The sequence below is a fragment of the Candidatus Flexifilum breve genome, assembly GCF_016713355.1.
The window spans coordinates 549,168-569,702 of record NZ_JADJPI010000037.1 but is presented as its reverse complement, the minus strand read 5'-3'; the positions used below and the strand labels follow the sequence as shown (position 1 = coordinate 569,702).

Here is a 20,535-nt window from a genome sequence, read left to right as displayed (position 1 = left end):
GGTGCATACACTGTAAACCGTGACACAGTGTGAGAGTCAAGATAGCACTATAATGAGAACATCGTTTCCACTGCAGGAGTGCGCCCATGCCGCTCGTCGCCATCCTTCATGACTTGATCCGTCGGGGCTTCGGTTCCGCACTGCTGCTCATGCTGCTGTCGATCAGTGTGGTGGCCGCCCAGAGCGTCACCTGCCCCGATTTCGTCGAACGCGCCATCGATGCGGTCAGCACGACCTGCCCCGAGTTGGGTCGCAATGAACTTTGCTATGGCAACAACGCGATTGAGGCTGAATTCGTCCAGACCGTGCAGTTCGCTCTCCCCGGCGACCGCGCCAACATCGTCGATCTCGCCCGCCTGGTTACCGCGCCGCTCCAGCCCGACACGAACATCTGGGGCGTCGCCGTGCTCTCGCTGCAAGCCGATCTGCCCGATACGCTGCCCGGTCAAAATGCGACGTTCATCGTCTTCGGCGACACCGAACTCACGCCCGACACCACCGCGCCCAACTATGGCGCACCCATGCAGGCCTTCACGCTGGAAACGCGCCTGACCGGGTTGGAATGCGGCGAAGTGCCGGAGAGCGGCTTGCTCGTGCAAGCGCCGACGGACACGACTGTCAATTTCCTCATCAACGGCATCGAAGTCAAGGTGGGCAGTTCGGCCATGCTGCAAATCGACGCCGACGAGTTGGTCGTCGACACGATTGAAGGGTTTGTCGAGGTGACTTCAGCCGGAGAAACAGAAGTGGCGGGCGAAGGCGTAAGCGTGCGGGCGCGCCGGGGTCAGCGACCGGGGCGCGCCGCCCTCAACCGGGAACGGCGCGTCGCCAATGCGCCGTGGCGGCTGCTTCCGCGCCAGGTCCGCTCACCGCTGCCGCCGCCCGAGGGGCAGCAGGTGGAACTCAACCAGTGCTTTTTCATCACCGCCGCGCGCCCGAATCGCAGCCCGGTGGCGCGCGTCACCGCAGGCGAGCCGATTGTGCTCAAACTGAACATCCCGCACCAATCGCTCGACATTGCGCGCGTGCTCCTGCGCCGCGCCGAGACCCGACTGCTCGTCAACGGAGTGGAGACGCCCCGCTACACCCGTATCGGACCGTGGCACGGGCAGGATGGCGCGTATGCGAACACGTTTGGCATTGAGCTTTACTGGCTGCTGGAACCCGCCACGGCGGGCGACATCGAGGTCGTGCTGCAATCGCGTTCGGTAACCGGACGCCCGATCAACACGGGCATCGACGGGCCGGACGCCGATGATCGACCGGAAATCATTCCGGCTTATCGAGAAGTAACGTGCACGATTCGCGTCAGTTGAGCCAAACCGGGTCGGGGCAAGACTCTGCTTGCCCCGACCAGCTTAACTAGCCGCCTTCTCCGCCGCTATCACCACCATCGCCACTGTCGCCGCCAGCACCGAAATCACCGGGAGCGGGAAGCTCACCGCCCACAGGGCACGACTGCAGCAGGGCAATAAACCCCTCGACATCCGCTTGATCTTCCCCACCAGAGAACACTAACGCTTGCCGCAGCAGCCCGACATACTCGTCGCGGCTCATGCCGATGTCGGCGAGCATCTGATTCATGATCGGACAGAACATCGCCATGTCCAGCCCGGCAAGGGCATCGAGATCAATTTCCATATCCCCCGCGAATCCACCTGCACCACCGGGGTTCTGGGCATCCAGCAGCGCGTCTTCATCCAGCGGCGGCGCGACTTCAATCGTCCGCGGCAGCACCTGAATCGGCAGGTTGCTGAACGCCGCCGGATCATAGGGCCGGAGGTCTTCAGGAGCGCCCGCTGCGCGCATATCCTCATCCAGCGGCACGCCGACTGACGCCCCGGCTGGCACAATCACCGTTTCACCCTGCGCGGTGATCTCTCCTTGCCCCTCTATCACGCTGATTGACAGTTCGTCACCGGGAATCGCTTCCAGATAGGCCGTCGACCCAAGCGTGATATCCACGTCATTCGCCCGCAGGTTGATCTCGCCCACCCCTTCCGGCGTCTGGATCAACAGGCCGTTGGGCGGCGCTTCAGTACACCCCACATCAGCGGCGACGCCCGTGCGAAAGTAGAACGCCTGCATCGGCGTGAACGGGATTTCCGCATCCAGTGAGTCAACCACATTCAGCGCGGCAACGTCGCCCGTGACAGTCAAGAGCGGCGCATACACCCACCCAAACGAGTCGCTCTCCGGGATGCGAATGCGCAGCCAATCGCTCGCCTCGTTGCGTCCATTCGCGGTTGTCACTTCACCGCTCGCCAGCGACCCGGCGATCCCGCCGTTCGTGCTCGGCAGCGTGCGAATATTGACATTCGAAGCCGTCGTCACGTCGACTGTTGGGACGGTCGCGCTCGGATCAACGGCATTTTCGATCTCGACATCGCCGAACATCAGAAACGTCACGTTCTGACCGGGCAGCGTGTCGGGCAAATCAGCTTGCAGCTTCATGAGCGCGATGCCCCATTCATTTTCCGCGACATCGAGCGCGCGCAGCCGCAGCGACTGCACAGCCGCCACGTTCACCAGATCGCCCTGCTGCTCAAAGGTGAAATCGGTCACCGCTTCCCGCGGCGTCGCATCAATCGAGATGTTGCCATAGCAAGCCTGATTTCGCCCCGTCTCTGCGCACACCGCCTGCACCGCGGTCAGCGCTTGCGTCACTAAATCTGAACACGTGTCACCCTGAGCCGCGACGGTCGCAAAGCACAACACCACCAACATCAGACCTACTTTACGGAACAACCGCATGTTACCCTTCACCTCCACCATCACCACCGAAATCACCGCCGGTATCGCCACCAGCGTCCCCACCGAAATCACCGCCCGTGTCTGCGCCCAAGTCATCACCGCCAGCGTCACCGAAGTCTTCGCTATCCGCATCACTCAGATCAGCCTCGTCGTCAGCCGAGAAATCCGCGTCGTCAGCGTCATCGAAGAACGCATCGTCCCGCGCGTCCAATTCCGCTTCGAAGTCCGCCTCCAACGCCGCCAGTTCGTCTTCATCAATCGCTTCAGCGATCTCAATCTCCTCCGGCAGAATATCAACCGGGAGATTCTCGAAGAACGACTCCTCATACGGCTCGGGATCATCCGGTTCACCACTGGCCTGCATGTTCTCATCGACCGGGATGTTCACCCGCGCACCCGCCGGAACCAGCACCGTGCGCCCAAACGCCCGGACTTCGCCCTGACCTTCCAGCACATTGACCGTGAATTGGCCATTCGGCGTCGCCTGCACGTACGCGGTTGACCCCAGACGAATATCCACATCATTCGCCCGCAAATTGATGTGCCCGACCCCCTGCGGCGTCTGGATCAACATGCCGTCGGCGGGCGCTTGCGTACAGCCGAGCGAACTACTGCCGCCGACTCCCGTCTGAAAGTAGAAGGCCTGCATCGGCGTGAACGGAATGTCGCTGTCCAGTGAGTCGACGACGTTCAAGGTCCCGGCGTCGCCGGCCACGCTCACCGCCGCCGCGCTGACCCATCCGTACGAGTCGGTTTCGGGAATGCGGACGCGCAGCCAATCGCCCGCCGCGCTGCGTCCATTGGCAATCGTCACCTCACCGCCCGCTAACGATCCTGATGCGGCGCCGTTCGCAGTGGCCTGACTGAGAATATTGACGCTGGCCGACGCTGTGACCTGCAGCAGTGCCCCCGTCGCATTGGGATCGACCGCGTTCTCTAGCTGCACATCGCCGAACAGCAGGAAGGTCACGTTCTGACCGGGCAGCGTATCGGGCAGGTCAGCCTGAAGCTTGAGCATGGCGACGCCCCACACATTCTGTGCTTGGTCGAGCGCGCGCAGGCGCAGCGTTTGCACCGTCGCCACGTCGACGAGGTCGCCCTGCTGCTCAAAGCTGAAGTTGGCCACATCCGCGCGCGGTGTTGCCTGAATGGAGATGTTGCCGTAGCACGCCTGATTGCGACCGGTGGGCGCGCAGACCTCCTGCACGACGGTCAGCGCCTGCGTCACCATAGCAGAACAGGTGTTATCCTGAGCGAAAATCGTGGAAAAGCACAATAAGACAACCAGCAGCGATGTGCGGCGATACCAAGCCATTGAACTCCTCCTCATGACGATACACTAACTGTAATGAAGTTTCCGAAAATGGCAATGACATTTCGGACTGAGGCCGCTTGTCCTAGGTGTCTAGGTCAAAAGTCGGAGGGCGTGAAATTTATAAGCCAGGGAGCGTGAACGGGGGAGAAGATCAAATTGGGGGTGCGGCTTGTAGCCACACCCCCCGACGGTTCAAAGTGGACTAGCTGGTGCTGAAGTCGACGTCAATCGTGATGTAGAACGGCACCTGCGTACCATCCAACTGCACGACCAGCAGTTGATAGGTCGTTTGGCTGTACGGGCACACCTGCTGTGAACCGTGACCAACGACACCCACGCCTTCGAAATACACCTCGCGGATGTTTTCGAGATCCCAGTAGATGTTGGTGCACTGGCTATACTGCACAATCAGCGTATCCGCGCGCAGATTCGGCCCGATCATCCCCTGCATCACGGTCGGGGTGAACGTGGGGGTCGCCGGTGGGCGCGTGGGCGTGTTCGTCGCCAGACGGAACGGCACATTCAAGACCTGCCCCACGACGATGCGGCGCGCATCGACAATGCAGTTCCCCGCGGCCAGATCATTGGTTGACAGCCCGGCGCGTCCAGCAATGCCGGAGAGCGTATCGCCGGGTTGGATGCTATAGCGCGCTGCCCAATCCGCGCGCGGCGTGCATGTCCCATTCGGGGTTGGCGTCGGGCCGCCGCCTTCGGGCGTAGCCGTCAGCGTCCCCACCGACATCGCCGTACCAGCGGGCGTGATATCGAGGGCAGGCGCGATCTCAAACGGACGCTCCAACATATTGATCGGCGCGGTGTTGACCCCAATCGTGTACGGGCGCAGACCCGAGGGCGGTCCGGTGATTTCCAGACCATCATCGCCACCGCCCAACCGCACACCGATTTCGCCGCCTTGCGGCACGATGCGCGTTTCGCCAAACGCTTCAACCACGCCCAAGCCTTCAACGACAGCCATCTTCATGCTGCCCATCGGTTCGGCGACGAACAACGCGGTCGAGCCTAGGGTGACATCCGCGCCATTGATGTTAATCGTCACCTGTTGACCGGTCGGCGATTGTACGAGCATGCCCGACGGAGCCGAGTCGCAGGTCGTGCCCGCGACATTGGTGCGCAGTCGCACCGCGTTCAGCGTGGGCGACAGCGCGTCCAGCGTAGTATCGCCGAACAACAGGAAGGTCACATTTTCACCGGGCAGCGTATCCGGCAGGTTCACCTGCGCCTTGACCACCGCCACCCCCCATGAGCCGGTAGCCGGATCGTAGGGCGTCGTCGAGATGCGCCGGAGCTGCCCCAGATCGACCACGTCGCCCGATCTGGAGAAGGCGAAATCGGCATTTTCATTGAATTCGACGTTGACGAGGGTATTGCCGTAGCAGGCCTGATTGCGCCCAATGCCGTCACAGGCCAACCCGACCGTCGTCGTCGCCAGCGTGACGAGATCATCACAGGTCAGCCCTTGATCCACCGGAGCGCTGTCGGCGGGTGCGGCGACGAGAAAGAGCAGACAGAACACCCCAATGAGAACATAGTTCAGCAGACGTTGAATGTGCATGTATTCTCCTCTGTAACTGTCGGTTGCTTTACAATTTATCATACACCTGATGCAGATCACGCGACATTGTGCGCGATAACGCCGCCACTTGCTCGCCTGTTTCACGCAGGCGTTGGCTCAAAACTTTAATCAGTTCCAGCGACAGTTCCGGGTATTCCTGCATCAGCGCGACCAAGGGCTCGTAGCGCAGGCGCAGCGTGAGCGTTTCGCTGAGGGCGAGCGCCGTGGTCGTCTCCGGACTATTGTCAAACAGGGTCGCCTCGCCGAAATACGACCGCGCTTCCAGGGTATTCAGCCGCGCCGATTTCTTGGTCGCCTTATTGTAGCGTTCGATGCCCACCTTGCCGCTCACAATGACGTACAATTTGCCGCCGGGGCTGCCTTCGTCGTAGATCACTGTGTTTTCCGGGAAGAGTTCCTCGTCACACACATTGGCGAGGACCTTCAACTGATTGACCGTCATCCCTTGAAAGAAGGGTACGCCCTTCAAGAACACTACTTTTTCGACAGCAGACAGCATTTTTCCCTCGCGTTGTGCATCGACTATGGTTTGACCTTTGAGCATCCGCCGCGCCGCATTGATGGCGATGAGCACCTCTCCGGATGGATCGAGCGCGCAGCCCTCGAGTAGAATTTCGACTTCTTTCCGGCCCATGGGCTGGGTGAGCTTGAGCGTTTCCGTGCCATCGCCGCTCCCGTCGAGCGCCGACAGCCGCGACAGCAAATCGCCGCGCCGTGGTTTGGGCTGCTCTTCCTGCCCGGCGGCCATCTCGCCCAGCGTAAACGCCGTGATCGCCCGGAACCACGGGTTGCAGTCGTCGCCCAGCAGTTCACCGAACGCCTGCCGCACAGTGGGCATATTCAAGTCATACTTCTGGCGTCCGATATTCGCCCGCACCGTATCCGTCTGCGTGGGATCGCACAATGGCGCCAGCAGCGCCGCCAACGTCGGCGGGATCATGGTTTCGAGCGCTTCAATCGCATTGGCGCGCACATGCGCTTCCGGGCGCACCAGCGATTCGCGCACGACCGTCACTTGCTCGGGCGGGTAAAGTGCGCTGATGAGATCGAAAATATCCTCAACGATATCGTCGCAGTATTCGCGAATCGTCGATTGGAGAATCCCCACGCTCGGCGCGCCAGTCAGCGCGGCCAGCGGCTGCAGGCGATTGAGGTGACTGTAGATATTCCCAATGTCTCCGGCAATGGCGGCGTGCACGCCCGTGACGAAGTCATCCGGGCGGATGCGCGCGGCGGGCAGCAGCGCCAGTTTACGCGTTTGCCCATCTGCCGCTTCGGTGAGCGGTTTAAGCGCCCCGAGTGCCGTCTCGCCATAGCGCGTGAGCGCTTCGACCGCTGAATTCCGCACGGTGCGGCTGGCATCGTCCAGCGCGGCGATCAGGATGGGCAGGCTGATGCTGGGATCGAGCCGCCCGGCAATGCGAACACAGGCGAGGCGCGTGCGCACAATGTGATCGTTCAGCAGCGCGCGCAGCCGTCCAGCCAGCGACCCGCTGTAGCCGCTGGGGATTTCCATGCGGCTGATCACCATCTCCAGCAACATGACCGCGTCCAGATGGACGCTTTCGACCGGATCGGCGAGACACGAGAGCAGCATTTCGATGTAATCGGGGTTGTTCACCCGCCCCAGAACCGCCGCGCCCAGTGAGCGCAGCGCCGGATCGTCACTGTAGACGAGGCGAGCCAGCGCGGCGCGCGCATCCGGCTCATGCGCGGTTTGCAGCAGCGCGGGGATCACCTGCGCGCGGATTTCGACATCGTCATCTTGCAGCAGTGCGACCGCCGCCGCCAAGAACGATTCATCATGCGCTGACGCGAAATGTTCCAACCCGAGCAAGACGCGCTTGCGCACGCGCCAATCCGGATCGCGCAGCAAGTCAACGTACAAGCGGCGCACCGTTTCGCCCTGCACATTCGACTCCGCCAGCACGTCGATCACGGCCAGGCGCAAATCCGGGGACTCATCGTGAATGATCGGTTCGAGCAGCGGCACGGCATCTTTGCCCATGCCTTCAATGAGCAGACTCACGGTGATGATGACCGCGTTCGTATCGCTGCGATCTTCCAGCTTGCCCTTCAGATAGTTGATCGTCGCCGCATCATTGAAGTTGAACGCGCCCGACGAGCGCAAAATCAGCGAGTAATTTTCGCGTTCCAGCAAGTTGATCAGCGCGCGCCCGTACAAGCTCCGCACAATCAGCGCGCCGAGCACATAGCAGATCGCTGGCAAGCCGATCAGCACGGGGACAAACCACGTCGCGCCGACCACCGTTGGGAGCAGGAGGATCAAACCCGCGATCAACGTGCCGAAGGGGACGATCATGCCATTGATGGCGGCGCGCGCCCGGCCTTTTACCTGCCTGGGCACGGCGTTATAGAGCAAATCATCGGTCAGGGCGCGGAACGCCACATTGATCGTATTGCTGTTGAAGAACGCCAGCCCCGCCACCGAGAGCAGACCGGGAGTGGCGATCATCAGGCCGCTGACGATGAGCGTGGTGATCGGGTAGATCAGGCTGATGTTGCCCACCCCAATCTGCGCGACCAGGCGGCTGTACAGGAATAACTGAATCGGCAGAATGATCAAGCCGCCGACTGCCGTCAGCGCGCCCGTGAAATTGGAAATCGCTTCGGTCGTCACCAACTGATCACTGAAGATGCGCGCCGTCTGAAAGTTCAGCATCGTCATCACGATGATGATGAGCCACGCCGTGATCATCATGGCGCGGAGGAACGGCGTCTCGCCGACATAGCGCAAGCCTTCGCGCACATTGGCAAAGTACGAGGCATGCCGCTCGGACGGATCAATCGGCGCGGGTCGTTGGGGCGGCGGGAGCATGCGCGGGATGAACCCGGCAACGACTGCCATCGCCGCAAACGCCAGTCCCCATAGTACGAGGATGTCTTTTTCGCGCACCACGGTATTGAGGAGCGGCACGGTCAAACCAGCGATGATCACCGCCACGCGCAGCACCGAAAAGAGAATCGGGAGCGTGCGTTTAGCCGACTGCGCGTCGAAGAAGCTGACGAGATACGTGCCCATGTGGATGCTGATCGTCTCGATCAAGACCCGGAACAGCAAATACAGGTAGATGAAGCCAATGCCCGTATACCCGAGATCCAGCAGCACGTGACCGGCGGCAATGCCGACCAACCCGATGACGACGATGCCGATCAACACGCGCGTATGGGGATACCGGTCGACGAAGGCCGAATACAGCATCATCGTGACAATGATGGCAATTGCATCGCCGACGAACACATACGGCAGAGTCGCGACGCCCACCTGCGCCACGAACGCCGCCGGAATTACAATCTGCGCCCAGGTAATGCCAAGAATAAAGAGGAAAACCACCACACTGAGCAGCAGCAAGCGCCGCTCTTCGCCGCGCTTGATATTGAGAACTTTGCCCAAAAACCGCAACACAGGTTATCCTGTCTGTATGACGACCCAGACCATTCTTTTCATTGATCTTGACGGCACGATACTGGTAAATCCGTTTTTGAGCGCCGTCTTTCCTCACTACACGCAGCATTTTGGCCACGACCTCACGCTGGAGTTTCTGGCCGAGCAGCAGGTTCGGCTTGCACAACCGCACGCTGATCCCGTGTGGGTGATGGATTGGGACGATATTTGCGTAACCGTCGCCCGCCGTCACGATTGGGAACTGCCCCTCCCCGTCCACACGCTCGTCACAGAATACAGCCGACCGCCTTTTATTACGGTGATCGATGAGGCTGATATCATTCTACGCCAAATTGTGCAGCCAAAACGAAAGCTTGTTGTCGCTTCAATGGGTTTACATCGTTATCAGATGCCGGTCCTGCGCGGACTAGGGATTGCCGAGCTGTTTGACGACTTCCTGATGCCCGACATCACCGGCGCGCTCAAGACCGATCCGCGTTTCTATGCTAAGTATGCTGACAGCCCGGCGCTCAAGATCAACGTGGGCGATAATCTGACCGACGATGTGATCCGTCCGCACCAGTTCGGGCATCACACCATTCAGGTGACGCCGATCCCACCCACCAACTCGTACGCTGACCGGGAGATTCAGTCGCTCGCCGAGCTGCCCGCCGCGATCGCCGCGCTCGAGGCCGAAAATACATAGGGGCATGGCTCACGCCATACCCCTAATCGCCGTCCTAACCTCAGTTTATGCGCCCAAACAGGCGCGCCGCACGCGCTGCTCCATGATTGCGCCGATCACGTCATAATTGAAGTTGGCGCGGATATCCTGTGCCGCCCGGGCGCCGACCGCTCGCGCCGCCTCGGGGTTTTCCACCACGCTGACCATGTACTCGGCCGCTTGATCGATGTCGCCTTCCGCCCAAATCATACCGGGACGGAAGTGATCGACCATTTCGGGACGGTAGCGATGATCTTCCGCCACGACTTCGCGCAGCTTATAGTCCACCCAGAAGCTGTTCTGCGGCGTCATGAATTCCAGCGCGCCGGAATACGCCGTCGCGATCAAGGGTTTGCCTGCCGCCATCGCTTCCGCCATCGCCAACCCGAAGGCTTCGGCATGATGCAGCGACACGAAACAGTCGATGTTGTAGTACAGGTCGTGCATCTTCTGCCGTGAATACGTCTCGGTGATCAAGCGTGCGCCGACTTCTTCGCACTTCGCCGCGAGCGCCGTCGTCACGACCGGGAAGTAAGCCGCGTGCTGCTCTTTGATCAACAGAACTGGTCGATCCGCCGCCTGCGAATTGCCAAACGCGCGACGGTAAGCTTCCAGCACGCCCCACGGGTTCTTGCGTCCATCACCCGACCCTGCGCTGAAGGTGAACAGGAACACCGTGCGATCTTCAGGGAGATCAAACGCGGCACGGCCCTGCGTTTGTGGCAGCAGTTCAATCGGATGCGGCACGACCGTCACCGGTTTCGTGGTCGCCTTCACGAAGCTGTCCGCCACAAACTTTGACGGCGTCCACACTTCGTCCAGCTTGTCGAACTCGTTATGCCAGTAGTCGGGCAGGTCAGGCATTTCCCACACCCACAGCGCCATCGTATAACGCCCGGCGCGGATTTCGGCGAGGCGCTCATTCGGGAAGGTGGGGAACAAATGCAGGTTGTAGCACAGCAGATTCGCCGGGTAGATCATCCCGGTCTGCGTGACGCCGTAATCGGCATCTAGCCCCACGCCATCACGATACATGGCATAGGGGAACAGCAGTTCATTGTAGCTGAAGGGGACGCCGCGCCGACGGAGCGCACCCACTGATGTGCGCGCCGTCTCGCTCAGGCTGCCCTCTCCGGTCAAATCGGCAAAAACATTCACGCCGACATTACTCATGGGTGAAATTCCTCTGGCAGACCATCCAAATCATTGATCAGTGCGCCGTCATTGAGGTCGTCCGCCGTTGGCCAGATCAGGTCAACGGGCACCACAACCGACGCGGGCACGGATTCACCGCTCAAAATACTCAAACCAGCCCGCACTGCATCCGCGCCCATCGAGCTCGGGATGAACAGCAGCGGCACGTCGATGTTATTGTCCAGCAGCAGCCGCGCTAACTCTACCCGTTGATCGCCGAGCGCCGGCACCGCGGGACGCCCGCTGTCCAGCAATATCTGGAGGGCTTCCGCGGAAATCGTGCCGTCGTACGACCAGATGCCATCCACGCGCGGGTTCGCGCCGAGCATTTCGCCGATTCGGTCGGCGATCACCTGCGCATCAAACCCGGTCGCGTAACCGCCCGCTTCGTACAGGCCGGGGTAGTTGGCGAAACCGGCCGTCGCCCCCGCTTTGCGCCCATTATCCGAAAGTGTCGCATCGATCGCGTTCAGGCGCGCGAAGGTACCTTCGCCGTCCAGCGCCGCGACCAGCTCCTGCGCCATGATGCAGCCTGCCTGGAAATCATCCACGCCGACATACGTCACATAATCATGCTGCGCGACGCGATGATTCACCAGGACTACCGGAATATTGGCCGCCGCCGCATCCGCGATGGCAGTTTGCAGCGCCGACATATCGGCTTGTTCAATCGGCTCGATCAGGATGAGGCTGGCTTCCGCCTCAATCCACCCGCGCACGGTTTCGACCTGCGCGTCGTAATCGCCGTCCGCGTTCACCACGTCGAATGTCTCGATCTCGTCGTGCTGGCTGGCTTCGTAACGCGCCCACGCCGCAATATTGGCGCTCCGGGCATCATCCGACGCTTGGCTGTAACCAATCGTGAACGGCACTGCGCGCGCGAACTGCGTTGTTTCAACGAGCGTCGTCGGCAGATCGAAGCCTTCGGCGGTTGGCGCAGCGCACACGAGGGCATCGCTGTTCTCGGCCTGCGCGGGCGAGAACGCCGCGAAGCTTTCCGCCGCCGCTGTGACGACCGTCAGCGGCTGGCAGCGGGGGTTCGCGCCGAGCTTCTGGTCAAAACCGATCTCGGTCGGCACGCAGTCGACTTCATAATTGGCGTACACCCAATCGAGCAGCGCCGGCAGATCGAATATGTGCCACGCGATCAATTGTCCGTCGTTGGCCGCCGAGATCGCCTGCGTGCCATCGTCACTGAACACCACGCTGCGAATGAGGCTGCTGTTTCCGCTGAATTGCCGCAAAGCGCTGCCCGTTGCCGCATCAAACAGGATGAGTGTGTTATCGACGGAACCGCCCGAGCGTTCTGAACCGGAGGCCGTCAGGACATAGCTCCCATCCGGGCTGAAGGCCGCATCGCGCACCACCGCGGTGTGTCCGAGCAAGCGCCGCACAACTGCCCCGGTCGCGACATCCCACAGCAGCGCCGTGCGGTCGCGTGACGTGGAGAGCGCCAGCGTACCATCTGCGCTCAGGGCGACGCTCGTCAGGCTTTGCGTGTGGCCTTCGATGACATCCGTCGTCTCGGCGTTATCCGGCGCAAACGTCTGAATCCGCTCGCCCGTCGCCACATCCCACAAGATCAAGCTGCCGTCGTCCGAACCGGACAACACTCGTGTGCCGTCCGCGCTGAACACAGCACTCCGAATCGGCGCGGTATGGCCGCTCAAACGACGAATTTCTGCACCGGTCGCCGCATCCCACAGAACCAGATCATTGTCGACCGGGCGTCCGCGGCTGATCTGGATGTTGCCGCCGCCGGTGACAATTTGCGTTCCATCCAAGCTGATGGCGATCGCGCGTACCGGCGACGTGTGCGCTGCAATCGTGCGTACAACCTCACCGCTCGCCGTATCCCACAGCGTCACCGAGCCGTCCGCGCCGCCCGCAGCGATCACATTGCCCTGCAAGGCGACCGAATACAGCGGCGTTTCCGCGTTGAACTCAGAAATCAGTTCGCCCGTCGCAAAATTGCGCAGGCTGACCCCACGAGCCGTCGCCACAGCGATCTGATCGCCAGCAGCGGCAGAAGCGTAGACCGGCGCCGTTTCCGCCTGTCGCCACGCTTCCGCGCCGCGCCCGTACACATCCCACAGAATCACGCCATCCTGCGCCGCCGACGCAAAGCGTCCGCCGTCCGGCGTATAGGTGATGCCTATGGCGAGGCCGGTATGCCCGAGGAAAGTTTGCAGCGGTGCAAATGAGTGAGCGTCCCACAGCGCGACCGTCGTATCGAGCAGCGCTGCCGCGAACGTATTGCCGTCCGGCGAATAGTCGAGACCGCGCACGACCCCGGCGACCGGGACTTGTTCCAGCATATCCCCCGTCTCAACATCCCACACGTTGAGTGTTGATTCCGTGCCCGCGCCGATCACACGCGCGGAGTCGGGGCTGAAGGCGATGCCGTAAACATCCTTGGTGTAGCCCTCCAGCGTGCGGACTTCGTCGCCCGTCGCCAGATCCCACAGGCGGACTTCGCCCGCGCCGCCTGCCGACGCCAGATACTGGCCGTCAGGGCTGAGATCGATAGTAAACACGGCACCCGCATGCCCTTCAAAGCGGCGGATGATTTCACCTGTGTTCAAATCCCACTGAATCAGATTGCGCTCGGCATTCGCGTCGTTCGAACCGATGATGGCACTCTGTCCATCCGGCAGATATGCAATTGCCCACACGGCATCGAGGTTGCCCTCGCCGCCAGCGCCAATCGTGCGGATGGCTTCGCCCGTCGCCAGATCCCACAGGATGAAGTTCTTCTTCTGTGATCCCGTGATCGCCGTCGTCCCATCCGGGCTGACCGCGACCGAGAATACGAGGTCATCGTGACCAATGCCATCCGCGCCAAACCGCCGGATTTCCTCACCGGTCGCCACATCCCACAGGATGATGACGCCGCTCAAGTCAGCAGTGAGCATCTGGCTGCCATCCGGCGTGAAAGCCGACTGGAACACCCAGTTAGCGTGGCCTTTGAATTGGCGAATGGCGCCCGGCTGATAGACCATATCGGCCAGCGTGCGCTGCGCATCGACCGGCGAGTCCTGCAAGCGATTCGCTTCCATCGCCCGGGCCAGACCGTCAAACGGCTGCTCGCCCGCCCGCGGGAAGGTCACCGCCTGCTGCGCGAGGATGATGCTCAGCGATTCGTCGGCTTCGCGTTCAGCGCGCGCCGCTTCCGCCTCGGCGCGCACCGTCTCGCCTTCGGCGATCACGCGCTGCCGCTGCGCTTCCTGCTGCCCGTTGAAGGCCACAACCGCCAGGATCAACCCGGCGACCGCGGCCACCGCGAACACCGCCGCCAACCAGCGCAAAATGCGGCGATTGCGGGCTTCGAGCGCTTCTTCACGCGCCTGCCGTGCAGCTTCTTCAAGGGCTAACGCCTCCCGCTTCTCGATACTCGCCTGAATATAAGCTTTCTCTTCCGAAGTCAGCGAAATGTCTTTGCTGCTGGAAAGCAGTTCGAACTGCTGCAAGCGCACGCCCGACGCCAAGAAGCTGGCGTCTTGATGCGCGTTGCGCCATTCGGTGACCGCCGTCGCCAACCGACGCTGCACGCGCAGGTCTTCACGGCTTTCGCGCAGCCATTGGCGCAGGCGTTCCCAGTTGCGGATCAGCGCTTCATGCGCCACTTCGACGGTTGGCTCACGGGTCTGCGGGTCGGTGTCGAAGGTCAGCAAGCGATACTTGCCGTAAATGTCGAGCACATATTGCAACGGATCGTCGACATCGCGCATGAACACGAGTTCCGACCACAGGATGCGCCGCCGCGTGTCTTCCGCGCCTTCACCGAGCGTCACCAGGCGCAGGAACAACTGGCGCACCGCCTCTTTTTGTTCCTTGTCCATCAGGCCGTACAGTTCTTCCGCGCGCCGCGCCAGCGCCCCGAGCACCCCACCCGCCGCGATATAGGCGTCCAGCGTCATGACGTAACCCGTGCGCCGTTCGAAGTTCTCCGTGAGAGCGTATTGCAGCAGCGGCAGCGCACCCGGCTCATTGCTCACATCTTCGATCATCTTCTGCACGAGCGCCGGTTCGACGCGCACGCCGAGCCGTTCCGCCGGGCCAGTGATGGCCTGCTGCAGTTCGCGTTCGTTCATCGGCAGGATGATCTCGGTGCGTTGGCGTACCAGCGCCCCGAAATCCGGGTAGGAGAGCGGCTTATCGTAGAAGTCCGCGCGCAGCGTGACGATCACGCGCAGGCGGCTGCCCGGCGCATTCACGGCATGACGCACACTTTCGAGGAAATGCAGACGTACAGCGTTGTCGTTGGTCTGCGTGAACACTTCTTCAAACTGGTCGATGAGCAGCAGGAATTCGCTGTCGTCGTCCGGCAGAATCGCGTTGAGCAGTTCGTGCAGCCCGGCGCGGTCTTCGCGCAGCCGCTGCGACATGTTCTCGGGCGGCGCGGTGGCTATGCTCAGCAGCGCCGCTTCCAGTTCGCGCAGCGCGTCGGTCGAAGGCACCATTTCCGCGATGTAGTAGTGTTCCGAACCGGGGATTGCGCCGCGGCGCAGCGCGGGCAGCACACCCGCCTTGATCACGCTCGATTTACCACTGCCGCTCGGGCCGATGATCGCCAGAAAACGATAGGCGCCTTCGGTATCGCGCAGGCGATCCAGCACAGAGTTGGTGAACTCCTCGCGGCCAAAGAAGTCTTTAGCATCGCCTTGCTGGAAGGCGCGCAGACCTTTATACGGGTTGACCAGCGACAGGTTGTGCGCTTCCATCTCCACCAGTTCGGGCGTGATGGTCAGGTTGCCGACATCCCCGCTGATCTGGATTAGATCGTTGGTATCGTCGAGACTTTCCAGCGAGATGCCAATGTCCTTGCGCGCCTGAATCGCCTGCCGGAACGCGCGGGCAAACGCTTGCGCATCCGGGTAGCGATTGGTCGGGTTCTTAGCCGTGGCGGTCGCCAGCACTTCGTTGACGGCGAACGGAATGTCCGGGTTGGTTTCGGTCACATCGGGCAGGTCTTTGGTCAACTGCTGCGAGACGTATCCGTAGATGTTCTGCGCCACAAACGCGCGCCGTCCGGTCAGCGTTTCGAAGATCACCAGACCGAGGCTGTAGATATCGGACTGCGGCGACAACTGCTGGTTCTGGATCTGTTCCGGCGTGATGTACGCGGGGGTCCCCACTGCGACCAGACTGTCGTCAAGGTTCTCGCCACCTTCTTCGCGCAGGTTGCTGGCGATGCCGAAGTCGGACAGGTAGCCGTTCTTTTCCAAGTCGAGCAGAATGTTGGCGGGCTTCAGGTCGCTGTGCACGACGCCCGTCTGATGCGCGACGTTGAGCGCCGACGCCATCTGTTCGAGCAGCGTGGCCGTCATCTCGACTGACCAGCGGCCATTCTTTTTGAGGTCTTGCTCCAGCGTGCCACCGCGCAGCATACGCATCACCAGATACGCGCCGCTCGGGTCACGCCAGTAGTCGTAGAGCGGCACAATGTGCAGATGTTCCAACTGCGCGACCAACTGCGCTTCGGTTTCGAACCGCCGCACGAACGATGGACGATTGGCGAATGCGGGCAAAATGACCTTCATAGCCACTTCGCGCTTGACCAGCGGTTGATAGGCACGGTAGACCGCCCCGAACCCACCCTTCCCCAAGATTTCCTTGAGTTCGTAACCTTTGAGGATTTGCCCTACTTCAACTGCGTCGCTCATTCTTCATCCTTCAAGGGATCAGTGGGGAACGAAGCGAGATAATCATCTCTCAGCGAACCCTGCCATGCCGACATCGGACGATGCTGGTTGTACCCGGTGACGACGGTATCCGGCGGCACATCTTTCGAGATGGTCGCGCCCGCAGCGATATACGCCCGCTTACCAATCCGCACGCCGCCGATCAGATTACTGTCATACCCGATCATGACATAGTCTTCAACGATGGGCGCGGGTTCAACGCGGTTCGCGCCGTACTGCTTGTAGCTGTGCAGCAAATTGCCAAAGGTCGTGACATAACTGCCGATCTGCGTCCGGTTGCCGAGCAGCCCACCCACCCGCGAGTATTCTCCGATGGTGATGTAGGACCCGACGAACCCCGCCAGCATCAGCTTGGTGAACGCGCCAACCTGCGTATCCCAGCGCACCACCACATTATCTTCGGTGATCACGCCTTCGGCTAAGGTCACGCCCGCAAAGAGGGTCGTACCGCTGTGCAGCAGCACATTTTCGCCGATGATGGTCGGCGTATCGATCACAGCGTCGTAATCTTCGAATTCCAGGCGGGTGCTGGATGAACGCACCTGTTCCTGAAACCGATTCATCTGCACGCGCGACGGTTTCCCGATGATACAGTTGTCTTCAACCACTACGCCGCGCTTAAGATGTACGCCTGCATGAATGGTTGTATTCCGCCCGATGTAAACATGATCTTCGATGATGGCTTTGGGACTGATGTAGGTCATTTTGTTCAGACACATGGATTCAGATAAATTCATTTCAGTATAGCTCGAAATGGTGTAAGATTGGAATCAAGATAGCGCGATGGATAAGCAGCGTTTGGATTTGAGGGATGAATGTGGCTGAAGCGACGAATGGTGACACACCTGAACTGATCGAGCATATCAACCAGACAACCGAACAGGCTGGTAAGCTTCAGCAAACGCTTGATCGTACGATGCAGGTGTTGAGCAAGCGCGGTATCCAGATTCAGATTGACTTCAATGGTATGGCGCAGCTGCTGATGCATGACCTCGAGAAGTCGCATAAGAGCGCCCTGAAGATGCAGAAACAGCTCACGCAAATGCAGGAGCTGGTACACACGTCTGCCCTCATCACGTCCTCGCTGGAATTCGATCAGGTTTTGGAAGAAGTGCTCGACACGGTCATTAAGCTGACCGGAGCAGAACGCGCCTATCTGATGCTCACGCAAGGGGAAAACCGCGATCTCCGCGTGCACGTCGCGCGCAACAATCGCGCCGAAAACCTCGCGAAGGACGCCATCACCTTCAGCCATCAGATGATCCACGAAGCGATTGAGCAGCGCAGCCCCATCGTCAGCACCAACGCGCAGGAAGACGACCGCTTCACCGAGATGAAAAGCGTGTTCCTCAACGAACTGCGCTCGATTGTGATCATTCCGTTGATTTTGAAAGACAAAGTCGTGGGCGCACTGTACGCGGATAACCGGGTAGAACAGGGGGTGTTCAGTCAGGAGAACATTCCGCTGCTCTCCGCCTTCGCGAACCAGGCCGCGATTGCGATTTCCAATGCCCGCCTCTTTGAAAAAGTTCAGGATGAACTCAAAGAAGCCCAGCGGCAGGTGCAGGCGCTGCTCGTCGAAATTGATCAGAGCCGTGTGCAGGAAAAAGTTAAAGAGATCACGGAAAGCGAATATTTCCAGGACCTGTCGTCAAAGGTCAAGGATTTACGCCGCCGCAGTCGCAGCGACTAACGAACTACTGCTTCATGGATTTGAGGTAGTAATACGCCTTGAGGATTAAGGCACAAGCCGACCCGTTGACAATTTCCCCGTTCATCACCATCTCCACCACGCGCTCCAGCGGCAGCTTGAGCGTTTCGATGTGTTCGCCGGGGTCGGGTTTCGGCGGATGCTTCACTTCAACGCCGAGCGCGAGAAACAGATAACTCGCAGAATTGATCACGTTGGTGAACGGGTAGATCGTTCCCAAACTGATCCATTCGCGCGCTTCCATGCCGAATTCCTCACGCAGCTCACGCTGCGCCGTTTCGAGCGGGGTCTCCCCCACTTCCAAACCACCACTCACCGTCTCGATGGAGTAGTTTTGCAGACCGTACTTGTACTCACGCGCTAGATAGACTTGGCAATCGTCCGTCAAGGCCAGAATCGAAGACCCGGCCATCATCTCGACAACGCCAAATATACTCTGAGTACCGCCGGGTCGTACTACCTTGTCTTCGCGTACTGTGATCCAGGGGTTAGTGTATATATGACGGGTGGAAACCACCTCAAACGGACCTTTAACGACGCGACTCATGAGTCCCTCAATAAACCTGCGCTGCTCAGAGTCCATAATATAACGAAACCCTCGGAATATTCAGATGAGGTTCCCTAAAAATTCACGAATCCTTCGCCTTTGAATTCGCGATCTACAGCTTTGTGATACTATTAAACGTGTGCGATGGTGGAGGAGTGATGGTGAGATGTCCGCTAACGTTGAAGGCTTAGTCCGCGAGGGCATGAACGCGATCAAGGCCGGGCGCAAAGATGAAGGCAAAGCGATGCTGCTGCGCGCCGTGGAGCTGGATCAATACAACGCTGAAGCCTGGCTCTGGCTGAGCGGCACGATGGAATCGCTGGATGATCAGCGGACATGTTTGGAAAATGTGCTGGCTGTTGACCCGAATAATCAACGCGCCAAGCAGGGGTTAGAATATCTGGCCAAGCAAAAGCCGAAGCCGCCCACCTCGCCGTTGAGCGCCGCGGCGAACTCCGGAGCGTTTTCCAACCGCGCGACCTCGACCAGTGTCGAATGGGGCGCGCCCGAACCGGCCGCTGCCCCGGCGTGGACACCGCCCGCGCCGAAAGAACCATCCGAAGAAGACCTTGACGCCTGGGTGACGAACCTCAACTTGCCGGGCACAGTGACGGTCAAGCCGTCGGGCAATTCGCCGTTCACCGACTTCAATCTCGACGATGATATTGCTGGTGGACCGTTTGGCGCCGCCGTCGAGATGGAACCGCCGCCCGCGCCCGCCCCAATTCCGGATGCCCCGCCCAAGCGCATTTCGCCACCGCCGCCCGCGGCTCCCCCACCGGCGCCGCGCTCTGCCCCACCGCCGCGCTCTCCTGTGCCGAGCACGCCGATGCCGACGTTCGGCTTTGACGAGGAGCTTGAAGAAGCGGCTAATAAGTTCGTGCAAGCGAGTGAGCAGCAGCCCAGCACGTCGATTCTGTACGATGCGGACAAAGATCAGGACGGGGAGTTTCTGGAAGAGGAAGAAGGTCTGCTCTTCGCGCAGATTCCCGGCGAAATCAAACCGACCCGCCTGCCCGGCACGCGGCAGCGCGCGCCGATTCTGCTCGTGTTGGCGACCGTGCTGCTGGTGATCATCAACGTGGGCGCCGCCGCACTGCTGGCGATCAGCTTGCTGTCGGCGTAGTTCGCGCCAGATTTAGGCTGTCCTTTAATCGACGCTAGACATTCACGGGATGGGCGTGTAAAATCGCTCGATATTCCGTGATGTTTTTTTGAGAGGAGCGGCGGCGCTTTTGCCGCACGAGACAAGATGGCAAATACACGTTCCGCGATTAAGCGCATTCGTCAAAACGCGAAGCGCCGCGAATACAATCAAACGTTCCGCAACCGCGCCCGCACCTTCGTCAAGAAGGCCCGCGTCGCCCAGCATGGTTCTGACGTGAATGCGGCGATTGAAGCGACCCGCAAGGCGATTCAGGATCTCGACAAGGCCGCCAGCCGTGGTGTGATTCACGCGAACAACGCCGCCCGCCGCAAGAGCCGCCTGATGAAGCAGCTCAACGCGATGAAGCAGCGCGTCGCCAAGTAACGCAGCGCGCTCGGTTATCCCAAATACGAAAAATCGGCTCTTGAAGCCGATTTT

At 60.5% G+C, this 20,535-nt stretch carries 12 protein-coding genes and 1 pseudogene; 5 read left to right on the top strand and 8 right to left on the bottom strand.

The genetic code is table 11. From position 1 onward, the window contains the following. Positions 1–86 precede the first annotated feature (86 nt). Entirely contained in the window at positions 87–1,316 is a 1,230-nt protein-coding gene (locus tag IPK17_RS33560) for a hypothetical protein (protein ID WP_343422078.1), read from the top strand. Between the two features lie 46 nt (positions 1,317–1,362). Here IPK17_RS33560 and IPK17_RS33555 read toward each other — a convergent pair whose 3' ends face one another. From IPK17_RS33555 to IPK17_RS33545, 3 genes are all read right to left on the bottom strand, one after another. Then, entirely contained in the window at positions 1,363–2,886 is a 1,524-nt protein-coding gene (locus tag IPK17_RS33555; protein WP_343422077.1) for an SH3 domain-containing protein, read from the bottom strand. 1,385 nt (positions 2,887–4,271) lie between these two features. Then, on the bottom strand, positions 4,272–5,642 hold the full coding sequence (locus IPK17_RS33550) for a LysM peptidoglycan-binding domain-containing protein (RefSeq protein WP_343422076.1): 1,371 nt from the start codon (positions 5,640–5,642) through the stop codon (positions 4,272–4,274). A gap of 28 nt (positions 5,643–5,670) precedes the next feature. Further along, positions 5,671–9,090 (bottom strand): HEAT repeat domain-containing protein, encoded by a 3,420-nt coding sequence (locus tag IPK17_RS33545; protein ID WP_343422075.1) that lies wholly within the window; start codon positions 9,088–9,090, stop codon positions 5,671–5,673. A 16-nt stretch (positions 9,091–9,106) separates the two neighbouring features. On the opposite strand from IPK17_RS33545, the gene IPK17_RS33540 reads away from it, so the two are divergent. Next, the gene (locus IPK17_RS33540; protein ID WP_343422074.1) at positions 9,107–9,775 is read left to right on the top strand and encodes an HAD family hydrolase; all 669 of its coding nucleotides are present in this window, start codon (positions 9,107–9,109) and stop codon (positions 9,773–9,775) included. A gap of 45 nt (positions 9,776–9,820) precedes the next feature. Here the strand turns inward: IPK17_RS33540 and IPK17_RS33535 are convergent, their stop codons facing one another. The 3 genes from IPK17_RS33535 to IPK17_RS33525 are packed head-to-tail and all read right to left on the bottom strand — an operon-like array spanning position 9,821 to position 17,396. Continuing rightward, positions 9,821–10,966, bottom strand: a complete 1,146-nt coding sequence (locus IPK17_RS33535) for a glycosyltransferase family 4 protein (RefSeq protein ID WP_343422073.1) — start codon at positions 10,964–10,966, stop codon at positions 9,821–9,823. Then, the gene (locus tag IPK17_RS33530) at positions 10,963–16,653 is read right to left on the bottom strand and encodes an nSTAND1 domain-containing NTPase (RefSeq protein ID WP_343422072.1); all 5,691 of its coding nucleotides are present in this window, start codon (positions 16,651–16,653) and stop codon (positions 10,963–10,965) included. Before IPK17_RS33530 ends, IPK17_RS33535 begins: the two co-directional genes overlap by 4 nt. After that, positions 16,650–17,396: a DapH/DapD/GlmU-related protein gene (locus IPK17_RS33525; protein ID WP_343422071.1), complete on the bottom strand. Its 747-nt coding sequence runs from the start codon at positions 17,394–17,396 to the stop codon at positions 16,650–16,652. Before IPK17_RS33525 ends, IPK17_RS33530 begins: the two co-directional genes overlap by 4 nt. Positions 17,397–17,503: 107 nt before the next feature. Here IPK17_RS33525 and IPK17_RS33520 point away from each other — a divergent pair, with 107 nt between their 5' ends. Then, entirely contained in the window at positions 17,504–18,385 is an 882-nt protein-coding gene (locus IPK17_RS33520; RefSeq protein ID WP_343422070.1) for a GAF domain-containing protein, read from the top strand. A 4-nt stretch (positions 18,386–18,389) separates the two neighbouring features. Here the strand turns inward: IPK17_RS33520 and IPK17_RS33515 are convergent, their stop codons facing one another. Both IPK17_RS33515 and IPK17_RS41190 read right to left on the bottom strand, forming a co-directional pair. Further along, entirely contained in the window at positions 18,390–18,818 is a 429-nt protein-coding gene (locus tag IPK17_RS33515) for an NUDIX hydrolase (RefSeq protein ID WP_343422069.1), read from the bottom strand. Positions 18,819–18,833: 15 nt separating this feature from the next. Then, positions 18,834–18,950, bottom strand: a pseudogene (locus IPK17_RS41190) (DNA mismatch repair protein MutT); the annotation flags it as partial. A gap of 166 nt (positions 18,951–19,116) precedes the next feature. On the opposite strand from IPK17_RS41190, the gene IPK17_RS33510 reads away from it, so the two are divergent. Continuing rightward, complete coding sequence (locus IPK17_RS33510) at positions 19,117–20,076, top strand: tetratricopeptide repeat protein (RefSeq protein ID WP_343422068.1); 960 nt, start codon at positions 19,117–19,119, stop codon at positions 20,074–20,076. 126 nt (positions 20,077–20,202) lie between these two features. Continuing rightward, positions 20,203–20,481, top strand: coding sequence for a 30S ribosomal protein S20 (rpsT, locus tag IPK17_RS33505; RefSeq protein WP_343422067.1), 279 nt, complete (start codon positions 20,203–20,205; stop codon positions 20,479–20,481). The last annotated feature ends 54 nt before the right edge of the window (positions 20,482–20,535 follow it).